We start from the raw sequence: 12,047 nt of genomic DNA, 5'->3' as shown, positions 1-12,047 counted from the left end.
GGGAGCGGCGCGCCTCTGGGCGTGCCCCGCAGCAGTGCCATCCCGCACCCTGGAGGAGAGCCACCGTGCCTCGTACCATCAGGGACGTCGTCTTCGTCGACGGCGTCCGCACCCCGTTCGGCAAAGCGGGCCCCAAGGGCATCTACCACGAGACCCGCGCCGACGATCTCGTCGTGAAGGCCATCCGGGAGCTGCTGCGCCGCAACCCGGACCTCGACCCCGCCAAGATCGACGAGGTCGCCATCGCCGCGACCACGCAGATCGGCGACCAGGGCCTGACGCTGGGCCGTACCGCCGGAATTCTGGCCGGGCTGCCGCAGTCCGTGCCCGGTTACTCCATCGACCGCATGTGTGCGGGCGCCCTGACCGCCGTCACGTCGACGGCCGGCTCCATCGCCTTCGGTGCGTACGACGTCGTCGTCGCCGGTGGTGTCGAGCACATGGGCCGCCACCCGATGGGCGAGGGCGTGGACCCGAACCCGCGCTTCGTGTCGGAGAAGCTGGTCGACGAGTCCGCCCTGTTCATGGGCATGACCGCGGAGAACCTGCACGACCGGTACCCGCAGATCACCAAGGACCGAGCCGACGCGTACGCGGTCCGCTCGCAGGAGAAGGCCGCCAAGGCGTACGCCGACGGCAAGATCCAGCAGGATCTGGTACCGATCTCGGTGCGTCGCACCAACTCCGAGGGTGGTGAGACCGGTTGGGGCCTGGTCACCGCCGACGAGCCGATGCGTCCGGGCACCACCCTGGAGTCCCTCGCGGGTCTGAAGACCCCGTTCCGCCCGCACGGCCGCGTCACCGCCGGTAACGCCGCGGGGCTCAACGACGGCGCCACCGCCTCGCTGCTCGCCGCCGAGGACGTCGCCCGCGAGCTGGGCCTGCCGGTCAAGATGCGCCTCGTGTCGTACGCCTTCGCGGGTGTCGAGCCCGAGGTGATGGGCTACGGCCCGATCCCGGCGACCGAGAAGGCCCTCGCCAAGGCCGGGCTGACCATCGACGACATGGGCCTGTTCGAGATCAACGAGGCGTTCGCCGTGCAGGTGCTCGCCTTCCTCGACCACTACGGCATCGCCGACGACGACGCGCGCGTCAACCAGTACGGCGGCGCGATCGCCTACGGCCACCCGCTCGCCTCCTCCGGTGTGCGTCTGATGACGCAGCTGGCCCGCCAGTTCGAGGAGCAGCCGGAGGTCCGCTACGGCCTGACGACCATGTGTGTCGGCTTCGGCATGGGCGCGACGGTCGTCTGGGAGAACCCGCACTTCGACACGGCAGACGGAGACAAGGCATGAGCACCACCACCGAGCTTCTGAAGGGTGCGGCCGAACTGTTCCCGGGCGAGGTCGTCACCCAGGTGCACGTACGCCACCTGGATCTTCCGGCCGGTGCGGGCCGCTTCGCCCTCATCACGCTGGACAACGGCCTGGACCACACCAAGCCGACCACCTTCGGACCGCAGTCGCTGGCGAACCTGGACGCCGCGATCGACCAGGTCGAGAAGGAGGCCGCCCAGGGCGCGATCGTCGGTGCCGGCATCACCGGCAAGCCGTTCATCTTCGCGGTCGGCGCCGACCTCAAGGGCGTCGAGCTGCTGAAGGAGCACAAGGACGCGCTGGCCATCGGCAAGGGCGGTCACGACGTCTTCCGGCGTCTGTCCGGCCTCGCCGTCCCGACGTTCGCGTACTACAACGGCGCGGCGATGGGCGGCGGTGTCGAGGTCGGTCTGCACTGCTCGTACCGCACCGTCTCCAAGGCGCTGCCCGCGTTCTCGCTGCCCGAGGTCTTCCTCGGCCTGGTTCCGGGGTGGGGCGGCTGCGCCCTGCTGCCGAACCTGATCGGCGCCGACCGCGCGGTCTCCGTGATCATCGAGAACTCGCTGAACCAGAACCGCCAGCTCAAGGGCAAGCAGGTCTTCGAGCTCGGGATCGCCGACGCCCTCTTCGAAGGCGCCGACTTCCTGGAGCAGTCGCTGATCTGGACCGCTTCCGTGCTGAACGGCACGATCACGGTGGAGCGCCCGGACGTCGACCGCGGTGCTGCCTGGGACCAGGCCGTCGCCCGTGGCAGGGCCATCGCCGACTCCAAGGTGCACGGTGCGGCTCCGGCCGCGTATCGCGCGCTGGACATCATCGCCGCGGCGAAGAACGGCGACCTGGGCGCCGGCTTCGACGCCGAGGACCAGGCCCTCGCGGACCTGATCATGGGCGGCGAGCTGCGTTCCGGGATCTACGCCTTCAACCTGGTCCAGAAGCGTGCCAAGCGCCCGGCCGGCGCTCCGGACAAGGCTCTGGCCCGCCCGGTCACCAAGGTCGGCGTCGTCGGTGCCGGGCTGATGGCCTCGCAGCTGGCGCTGCTGTTCCTGCGCCGTCTGGAGGTGCCGGTCGTGCTGACCGACATCGACCAGGAGCGCGTCGACAAGGGTGTGGGCTATGTCCACGCCGAGATCGAGAAGCTGCTCGGCAAGGGCCGCATCAACCAGGACAAGGCCAACCGCCTCAAGGCCCTGGTCTCCGGTGTGCTGGACAAGGCGGAGGGCTTCTTCGACGCCGACTTCATCATCGAGGCGGTCTTCGAGGAGATCGGCGTCAAGCAGCAGGTGTTCGCGGAGGTCGAGGCGGTCGCCCCGGCGCACGCGATCCTCGCCACCAACACCTCGTCCCTCTCGGTCACCGAGATGGCGTCGAAGCTGCAGCACCCCGAGCGGGTCGTCGGCTTCCACTTCTTCAACCCGGTCGCGGTCCTCCCGCTGCTGGAGATCGTCCGTGGCGAGCGGACCGACGACGCCTCGCTGGCCACCGCGTTCGGTGTGGCGAAGAAGCTGAAGAAGACCGCGGTGCTGGTGAAGGACGCCCCGGCGTTCGTCGTCAACCGCATCCTCACCCGCTTCATGGGCGAGATCCAGAACGTCATCGACGAGGGCACCCCGGTCGAGACCGCCGAGAAGGCCATCGAGCCGCTCGGGCTGCCGATGTCCCCGCTGGTGCTGCTGGAGCTGGTCGGCCCGGCGATCGGTCTGCATGTGTCGGAGACCCTGAACCGCGCCTTCCCGGACCGGTTCACCGTCTCCGAGAACCTGGCCGCGGTCGTCAAGGCCGGCAAGCGCGGCTTCTACGTCTACTCCGCCGAGAATCCTGCCAGGCCGGAGCTCGACCCGGAGGTCGCCGCGCTCCTCAAGCAGGGCGATGCCGTCCTGTCCGAGGAGCAGGTCCGCGACCGGGTCCTGGACGCGGTGGCGCAGGAGATCGGTCTGATGCTGGACGAGGGCGTCGTCGCCGAGGCCCAGGACATCGACCTCTGCCTGATCACCGGCGCGGGCTGGCCCTTCCACCTGGGCGGCATCACGCCGTACCTGGACCGTGAGGGCGTCTCGGAGCGGGTGAACGGAAGGAAGTTCCTCGCGCAGGGCGTGGCGAGCGTTCCGGCGTAACGTCCTTCGCTGATACGCGGACGGGCCCTGCCGGTTCATTCCGGTAGGGCCCGTCCGTGCTGTGCGCGGGTGGCGGCGGTTCAACGGGGCAGGACGACCAGGGCGTTGGCCACCGGTCGCTCACGGACCGGCGCCCCGGCCGCGCCCCGCGGGCGGTTGCGGAGCCGGCCGTTCACGACCATCGTCGTGGAGCCTCCGCCGTCGAGGTTCATGGCATCCCGTGCCCCCAGCGAGCGCATCAGTTCCGCGGCCTCTTTCAGCGTCACCCCGACGCTCGCGCCGGGATCACGGCCATCGACGGTCACCAGCAGGAGTGTGCCGTCGTCCGTGATGCCCGTCAGGGTGCGGGGGTGGCGCTGGGTCAGGGCGGTGACGGGGATCCCGTTGGCCTCGATGTCGATGTCGGGAGCGCCGTCGCGCAGCAGCCGCGGCCCGGCCTGGACAACGGTCAGCCCCCTCCCCGAAATGCGGCGTCCCGCCCCGTCGTGCACCTGGGAGGTGATCCGCAGGGTGGCGCCGGTGCGGGCGTGGCGGCGCAGCCAGGCCGCCCCCTCGCCTATGCCTGTCAGGACCCTGCATCTCGCGGGTATCGGGCCTCCTCCGGGGGAACGGAGCTGGACGACGCGGCCGTCGGAGGCGATCACGGCCTCTGTCGAACCCGGTCCCGCAGCCGCTGCGGCACGTCCCCACTGACGCGTGAACAGGACCAGCTCGTCCTGGTCCTCGCACAGTTTGTTGTGGGCAGGGGCGGTCCGCACTCCCCGGGTGCCGCGGAGTACGTCCCCGCCCACACCGCCGCATCCGACGATGCGCCCCGGCATCCGGTTGACCCCGTCGATCGTCCGTCGGGCGCCATGGCTGTCCGTCACGGTGCTGACCGACCGGGCTTCGACGATACGCGTGGTGCCGCCGTCCTCGCCGAGCACCAGCGCGGTGCGGCCGTTCGCGGCTTCGCTGAGCATGGCGTTGTTCTCCACGTACAGCCCGAGCGGATCACCGTCGTACCCGCTGAACACCGCGCTGGTGGCGATGTCGAAGAAGGACGCATTGACGGCAGCCACCGCCCCGACGCGGTTCGCCATGGCCCGTACGGTCTCTGCCGTGTCGAGCCGAGACCCGTGGACCGCGCTCACCCGTACCTGCGCGGACGGCGAGACGGACAGCATCTGATGGCGGAGGGGGCCTGCCGCCCGCAGCCGCGTGGTGTGCTGGTGAAAGGTGACACCTGCCGGCAGTGGGCCGATGGGTTCCGGCGAGCGCGGCGCCGCCGAAACCTGGGCCGGGGCCCGGCCGGTGCCGTCTCCCGTGCTGCACCCGGCCAGGGCCCAGGCGCCCGTGCCGGCTCCCACGGCGAGGAACCGCCGACGTCTCATCTCGTACGGGCGTCGGGCAGCACCCCGGGGATGCTGTCGACGTCTCCCGCGTACACGGTCACCTCGGACCAATTGCGGTGGCCCGCCTGGTTCTCGTAACAGATGGAGAACCGGTCGTATCCGGCCGCTCCCGGAACTCCCGTGTACGTGACGCTTCCGTCCGGCACCGCGCTGACCGCGCCGTACTGGGCGAGGCCCACACCGACGACCCGCAGGCCCGCCTGGGCGGCGGCCGGGTCGGGGCCGACGACCCCGTAGCCGCCGGGCGGAATGGCCAGGCTGCGGCCCGGTACCCAGGCCCGTCTGACCCGGTAGCCCGCGTCGGTGACCTGCGCGGAGGACACCAGCTTTTCACCGGCGTACGACATCACTCCGACGCACACCTTGGGCAGCAGGACCGCCCCTTCCGGTGCGTCGTCGTTGACCTTGAGGATCGCGGTCACGGCGCGCTGCTCGTCGCCGCGGGCGTAGGTCGCGAAGCGTCCGTTGGGGAGGTGGCCCAGGCCCTGGAGGTTGGTCATCGTGGCGTGTTCGGCGACAACGTCGTCGAATATGTAGCCGTACGCGCGGTAGGGCCCTCCGGAGGGCAGCACGCTCAGGTGCAGCGTGATCTCCTGGCCGGGTACGGCCGCGATCGCGGGGTCCACGTCGGCGTGCAGTTCCAGCACCGCCGACACAGTGGTGCGCTCGGGGTGCGCGACCTGGATACGCGCCAACAGATACCAGTCACTCATTCGACCACCTCCAGGGTCCGGGTTCGCGTCAGTTCGTCGAAGACGTGGTCCTCCAGCCATTCGATGGCGCCCTCGGGAAACCGGGCGCGCTCAAGATGGGCGAAGCAGCCGGGCTCCAGCATCGCTCGCTCCCGCATCTCGGAGGCGATGAAGCGCGCGCACTCGATCGCGCCGGCCACCCTGAGATGGGTGTTGTCGGCCACGCCCTCGGGATAGTTGGGATGCTCACCGGCGGCGAGGTAGAGGAAGATCTCGCGCGTTCCCTGAGGCCCTGCCCGGCGCCACCACCGCACGCTCCATTCGTTCAGGTCGATCAGCGGCACGGACTTCTCGGCCGCGATCTCCTTCATCGCCAGCGGGTAGACGCCCAGCAGCCGGCGGAGATTGCCCTGCGCGTCGAAGACCCTGCGCTCGTGGCTGGTGACCAGGATCGGGTGGGCGCCCTGTTCGCGTACGCCGTCCACACAACGGCGCAGATAGCTCTGGTACTCCTTGAACGGCTCCGTGTAACGGCCCTTCCCCGGCTTCATGTCGATGAGCCCGAAGGAGAACAGCACCAGATCGCCCGGCCGGGCCTCGCGCAGAATCCAGGCCAGCCTGCCGCGTTCCACGAAGCTGCGCGAACTGGCGCCCGCCCGCGCGCAGTTGATGACCTCGGCGCCCCGGACGAAGAGCGCAAGCGCCTGTGCCCAGCCCGCCATCGGTGCGAAGCTGCGCTGGCGGCTGGTGACGCTGGAGTCCCCGGCCAGGAACACCCTGCGCGGCGAACCGCCCATCAAGCCCACTCCTTACGGGAGTTCTGGTCGCGGAAGTCCTGTCCCGGGGTGTCCAAGGACTGTCGTGCCGTCGGTACGTCGGACGCCTGGCTGCTGTCGACGGCCGACTCCAGCGCGTCGATCGCGCGGAAGACGCGTTCCGAGTTGCTGGTGTCCCGGCGCCCGAAGAACTCGTCGACCCGGGCCCGGTACTGCGGCTCCACGGCGAAGTTCCGCTGCACGGTGCCGATGATCTCCCGGACGGTGGAATCGACGTCCCGGCAGACCGGGCCGAAGCCGTCCCGCTCGAACTCGTAGTAGCCGCGCTTGTAGTGGTTGCCGTAGAAGTCCTCCTCGTCGAACGGCGTGTACACGATGGGGGTGCCCATGTACGCAACGTCGAAGAAGACCGACGAGTAGTCGGTGACCAGGAGCGAGCACTCGCGCATCGCCAGCTGCACATCACGGCCGTCTCCGGTGACCGTCACCGACGGGTGGTCGATACGGAAGTGGTGCAGGTACGGGCGGATCTCGTAGTGCGGCATGAACTCCAGCTCCACACCGCACTGTTCGAGCACCTTCAGCAGGCGCTCGTCGCGCAGCAGGGTGGAGAAGAAACGGAAGTACTCCGAAGCCGCGAACGGGATCTTCGCCTTGGCGGCCTTGTCGTACGACGGCGCCACGATGTCCCGCCGCCACGTGGGCATCAGCAGGATCCGGGGGCGTTCGGAGCGTACCGGCTTCAGCGCGTCGAAGCGGGGAAACCCCGCGGCGGCGACCCGTGCGTAGCCGTAGCCGCAGTGCTCGGCGAAATACGACCGTTCCGCCTGACCTACCGTCAGCAGCAGATCCACGCTGGTGACCTGATGGTGCACCGAGGGTGCCACGTCGTTGTAGGTGACCCCGTGCTGGAGGAAGACCCGGCGATAGTTCAGCAGATCGCCGTAGCCGCGCAGGAACGAACTCTTGCTCAGCTCGGGGAAGCCGAGGTACGCCTCCAGGTCGTACGGATTGATGAGCCTCTTGGCGTGCAGCAGATACATCCGGTACTTGCGCGACGTCCGGTCCAGGACATGACCGTACGGGGCCACCTTGGCCCGGTCCTTGGCGTCACCGTTGATCGCGTAGTAGACCTTGCGGCGCGGGTGGTTCTCCCTGATCCAGCGGAACAGGTGGTACGCGTTGTCTTGCGCGGTGTCTGCCCGCTCGCCGATGATCCAGATGTTCTTGCGGTGCAGTCGCGGATAGCTCAGCAGGTAGGCGAGCCGGGTGCGCCAGCCGGGGCGGCCGGGCAGCGCGGCGCGGGCCTGCCGCAGCAGGTGCCACAGCCGGCCGCGGAGCCTCTGTCCCGCGCCGGTGAAGTAGCGCAGGACCACGGAGTCGTCGTTGCGCACCGTGAGCCACAGCCGGTCCCTGCCGATGCGGCGCATGCCCTTGAAGCGGTGCAGCATGAGCCGTGCACCGATCTGCGCGTCCACATGGCGCTCGCCGTCGTGGAACCGCAGGGTGACCGTGAGGTCGCGGCCGGAGAGCGGGGCGAGGACCGCGGGGTCCGCACAGGCGCGCCAGCCGCCGAACCAGTCGCGTTCCTTGCGGACCCGCCAGCGGTCCCGGCGGTAGACCTGCTCCGCGGGGATGGCGACGGACCGCTTTCCGTCCGTGCAGACGAGTTCGAAGCGGTTGGTGAAGAGCTGGGCGATGTCCACGCCCGTGAGCGTCATCACGCCCTCGAACTGCAGCTCACCGTCGCGGTACCGGACGCTTTCCAGCACGCCCCGCTGCCGCTCCACACGGATCAGCCTGGAGTCCACCGGATCGGCGGCGAGCTTCCGGTACATCCCCTGCTCGTCCAGCCGGACCCTCGGCTCGTACTCGGCATCGCCGAACGGGTCGCAGAAGAGCTCGAAGTTCCGGGTCCGCACGGCGTGGTGCTGCACCCGGGACACGGGGTGGACGACGTACTGGAGGAGGACCTCCTCGGGAACCCTGGCGTAGACGTCGCAGAGCTCGTCGAAGGCCTGGGCGATCTCCGCCCGGTTCATGATGCGGTGGTAGTTGCGCAGGTACGGTTGGTACGAGCGCACCACGAACCGGTGAATCAGCCGGGCCGACGGCGCCTCGATCCGGTCGGCGAAGTCCAGCAGGAAGCGGTTGAGCCGCAGCCGTTGCCGGGCCTTGGCCGGATCGTTCCAGTCAACGTCGAAGAGCGAGTCGTTCTGGGCCGGATCACGCTCGAAGTACACGTAACGGTCGACCATGCTGAAGCCGCGCGCGGTCAGCATGGCCATCACGCTCAGCCAGATATCGGCGAAAGCGCCTCCGTCCGTGGGCCTCAGTCCGTTCCCCCGCAGGAGGGAGACGCGGAAGAGCTTGTTGCCGAGGTCGGTCGAGAAGACCATGTGGGGCGCCTTCCTGACCAGGTCGGTCAGGCCCTTCGCGCCCTTGCCGAAGTACCGCTTCCACGGTTCGTCGGAGTTGCGCCGCGGCCCCGGAAACGTGTCGTAGTTGCCGATGGCCACATCGACGTCGTGCTTCACCGCGGACTCGGTGAGCTGCCGCAGACAGTCGCCGCCGAGGATGTCCCGGCCCCGCGCGAACAGCACGTACGGCGCCACGACCTGAGCAAGGCCCTCTTCATAGGCGACCGCCGCGCCGCGGGCGGGGAGCCGCAGCACGGTCGAGTTGCGGTAGAACGCAGCGAAATTGTCCAGCAGTTCGGCCGTTCGGTCCGTGGAACCGTCGTCGGCGAACACGACCTGGGTCTCGGCGAACACGGTCTGCGCCGCGAGGGAGTGCAGGAATTCGTACAGATGGTGCTCGTCGTTGTGGCAGTGCACCACGACGGCGGCCCGGTACGCCCCGAGAGCGGGCACCGGTGCGGGGTCCTCGCCGCCCCGCCACCAGTGCCAGGGGGTGCCCCGGCGGTCCTCCTGCTGGGTGCGCTCGCTGGTCTCGGGACGCAGTGCGACATTGCCGCTGACCGTCTCGTACATCTCGACCGGACCCGACGGACTCTCGTAGCGCTCACGGGAGACGTCGATTCCGTGGACCGCCACCGTCGTGGTCGCCCGTTCGCCGGCGTGGCGCACCTGGACGAAGAGGTTCCACACTCCGTCGTTCGCGGCCGCGCCGATACTGGACGCGAGGTCCAGAGTCGCCCGGTAGTGGACCCGGTGGTCGTCGGTCTCGACCGCGTTGACCGGGAAGACGTGATCGCTCTTGGTGCTGCGCAGGCGGAGCACCGCCTTGAGCTCGACCTTGCCGCCGCGGGAGAAACGCCCGAACTGATTCAGGATGTACCCGGACAGATGGAGCTCGCTGCCCTTGATCTCCAGCTCGGTCGCCTGGTTGAACAGCCGGGCGTCGGACAGCGGCTTGTCCGCGAGATCCAGATCGGTGACATCGAGGAATCGTTTCGCCTGCGGGAAGTGCAGGAGCGACTCGGACCAGTAGACGCGTTCGTCGCTCTCGACCAGGTCCGAGCTGAGCACGCTGCGTCGCTGTGCGTAGTCCGAGACGGACAGCGCGAGATCCACCCGCTCGTGAATGAGGCAGAAGGCCCGGACCCGCTCCATCACTCCGCACAGGTCGTAGACGGAGGGTTCGAGCGAGCGCAGATACGGTGCGACGGCGGCGGCGAACCCGTGGCGGTACCGCTCGTCCCCGGCGCGCAGCTCGCGTGCGTACAGGTGGAGGTCGTGCGAGAGGAACTTCACCGCCTTGTGGGCCAGGAGTTCCTGCTCGCCCACCTGGCGCAGGAAGGCGTCGGTGTACTGATGGACGGCGACCCGGTCCTGGATGCTGCGCAGCTCACCGCGCCGGTTGGTGATCGAGGGGGCCGCGGACTCCCGCTCCCACATCCAGCGGTAGACGGGCGCCGTGAGGAAGGTGATCGAGGCGGCCCGGTAGTTGGCGAGCGTCGAGAAGTAGGTGTCCTCGTAGTAGACGCCCTCGGGAAACCGGACCCCGTTGTTGTGCAGGAAGTCCAGCCGGTACAGCTTGCCGGCCGCGATGGGGTCGTCGAAGAGCTGAGGCAGTGCGCGCAGCCCCGCCACGGTGCGCTCCGTGGTGTACAGCTGGGGCTGCCAGACCGTCGTTTCCTTGGTGTTGAGGTTGACCCGCAGCGCCCGGCCCGCCGTGATGTCCGAACCCGTGGTCACCGCCGAGGCCAGCAGTTCCTCGCACGCCTTGAGCGGCAGCTCGTCATCCGCGTCGAGGAACATCACGTACTGGCCGGTGGCGGCCATGATGCCGTTGTTGCGCGGAGCGCCGACGCCGCCGCTGTTCTGCGGGCGCTCGATGATCTGTACGCGGCGGTCACCGGCGGCGAATTCCCTGACGACGGCGAGGGTCCCGTCGACAGAGGCGTCGTCGACGACGATCACCTCGACGTTGCGGTGCGTCTGCGCGAGAGCGGACCGCAGGGCCCGGCCGAGAGTGGCGCTCGCGTTGTAGGCCGGAACGACCACCGAAACAGTGAAGAGAGACGGGTCGGCAGGCGAACTCATCGTACGGACCCTTCATTTTCCGCCCAGTAAGGCAGCGTCCTGAGCTGCTGCGTCTCAATGTCCTGAGGCCGGTGCGCATACGGCTGGGGATACGGCTGGAAGCCCAGGTCGTCGTCCTGCTCGGGCAGCGGGAACTGCTGGGCCAGGACCGCCTGCTGCTCCTCCACGGCGTCGGGCCCGCGGCGATGGCGGCCCTTGTGCAGATGCTCGGCGATGACCCCCGCGGTGGACGGCGTGGGCGCGAGCTTCTCCATGAGCCGGGTGAAGTCACGGGTGGACAGCCAGAACTTGTACATGATCACGAGCTCGAAGAGGCCGAGCGCCAGGGCCGATATCGCCGTGGTCCACAGGATCTGGCCGATCAGCGGCGCCACGATGAAGATGAACATCTGGAACTCGATGCCGCTGATGAGGTGGGGCCGGATACGACTGCGCAGCAGCGCTTGGCGAAACCGGGTGTACCAGGGAAAGCGGTGCCGGAACTGGGCGTGCAGATCGACCACGTCGCCGCTCTGCTGCTTCAGGACCTCGGCCTCCACGCCGGGGTTCTCGCGGAGCAGGTCCTCGATGAAGACCACCTTGGGCTGCTCGGGCTCGGACTGCGCACACTGTGCGGCGGCCGACGCCTCCCGCTCGGCCTGCTCTTCCTCCAGCGCCTTGCGCTCCAGCGTGACCTTCTCGATCTTCATGCGCATGGACATGCGCATCTTGTAGATCTGCAGAGCGTCGACGTACCGGAGCATGTCGAGGAAGACGACGGCCAGAGCGGCGAGCAGGTAGAGCTCGTTGTGGGTACGGAGATACTGGCCGCCCATCAGGGCCAGTGCGCAGAAGAGCACCCGGATGCGGTCGAAGACGTAGTCGAGCCAGCCGCCGAACACGGTGCCGTTGCCCTTGAGGCGCGCCAGCTTGCCGTCGATGCAGTCGAGGATGAAGCTCAGGTGGTAGAGGGCGGCCCCGATGACGAGGGACCAGGTATCCCCCTTGAGGAAGAAGTAGGCGGAGCCGAGGCCTACGAAGAGCGCCGACCACGTGACCCTGTTCGGCGTGATGAACTTGAACTTGGCCATCACGATCAGCATGCGGGTCGCCACGGGGTCGACCAGCAGGACTGTCCACCAGGCGTCGCGCTTCTTGCACGTCAGCTTCTGAACAGCCCGCAGCGACAGCTTCCCCATAACCCCTCAGACCCGACGTACCGTGAACAACGCGGCCCCAGCGGCCTGCGAGAACGCGCGATCAAGGGG

The 12,047-nt window shown here is 68.7% G+C and carries 7 protein-coding genes; 2 read left to right on the top strand and 5 right to left on the bottom strand.

What is annotated here, in order from left to right; genetic code table 11:
* Nucleotides 1-65: 65 nt before the first annotated feature.
* Entirely contained in the window at nucleotides 66-1,295 is a 1,230-nt protein-coding gene (locus OG306_RS30930) for a thiolase family protein (RefSeq protein ID WP_266749377.1), read from the top strand.
* A complete protein-coding gene (locus OG306_RS30925) occupies nucleotides 1,292-3,430 on the top strand; it encodes a 3-hydroxyacyl-CoA dehydrogenase NAD-binding domain-containing protein (protein ID WP_266749376.1) in 2,139 nt (712 codons plus the stop codon). Before OG306_RS30930 ends, OG306_RS30925 begins: the two co-directional genes overlap by 4 nt.
* Nucleotides 3,431-3,510: 80 nt before the next feature.
* On the opposite strand, the gene OG306_RS30920 is transcribed toward OG306_RS30925, so the two are convergent.
* From OG306_RS30920 to OG306_RS30900, 5 genes are read right to left on the bottom strand one after another with little or no spacing between them, the layout of a single operon-like run.
* Complete coding sequence (locus OG306_RS30920) at nucleotides 3,511-4,803, bottom strand: phosphodiester glycosidase family protein (protein WP_371665906.1); 1,293 nt, start codon at nucleotides 4,801-4,803, stop codon at nucleotides 3,511-3,513.
* On the bottom strand, nucleotides 4,800-5,537 hold the full coding sequence (locus OG306_RS30915) for a hypothetical protein (RefSeq protein WP_266749373.1): 738 nt from the start codon (nucleotides 5,535-5,537) through the stop codon (nucleotides 4,800-4,802). Before OG306_RS30915 ends, OG306_RS30920 begins: the two co-directional genes overlap by 4 nt.
* The gene (locus OG306_RS30910; protein ID WP_266749372.1) at nucleotides 5,534-6,313 is read right to left on the bottom strand and encodes a rhamnogalacturonan acetylesterase; all 780 of its coding nucleotides are present in this window, start codon (nucleotides 6,311-6,313) and stop codon (nucleotides 5,534-5,536) included. Before OG306_RS30910 ends, OG306_RS30915 begins: the two co-directional genes overlap by 4 nt.
* Entirely contained in the window at nucleotides 6,313-10,800 is a 4,488-nt protein-coding gene (locus OG306_RS30905) for a bifunctional glycosyltransferase/CDP-glycerol:glycerophosphate glycerophosphotransferase (protein ID WP_266905086.1), read from the bottom strand. Before OG306_RS30905 ends, OG306_RS30910 begins: the two co-directional genes overlap by 1 nt.
* The gene (locus OG306_RS30900) at nucleotides 10,797-11,978 is read right to left on the bottom strand and encodes a CDP-alcohol phosphatidyltransferase family protein (RefSeq protein WP_266749369.1); all 1,182 of its coding nucleotides are present in this window, start codon (nucleotides 11,976-11,978) and stop codon (nucleotides 10,797-10,799) included. Before OG306_RS30900 ends, OG306_RS30905 begins: the two co-directional genes overlap by 4 nt.
* Nucleotides 11,979-12,047: the final 69 nt, after the last annotated feature.

This window comes from Streptomyces sp. NBC_01241 (assembly GCF_041435435.1).
Taxonomy (GTDB): domain Bacteria; phylum Actinomycetota; class Actinomycetes; order Streptomycetales; family Streptomycetaceae; genus Streptomyces.
This window is presented reverse-complemented; position numbering and strand designations above follow the sequence as displayed.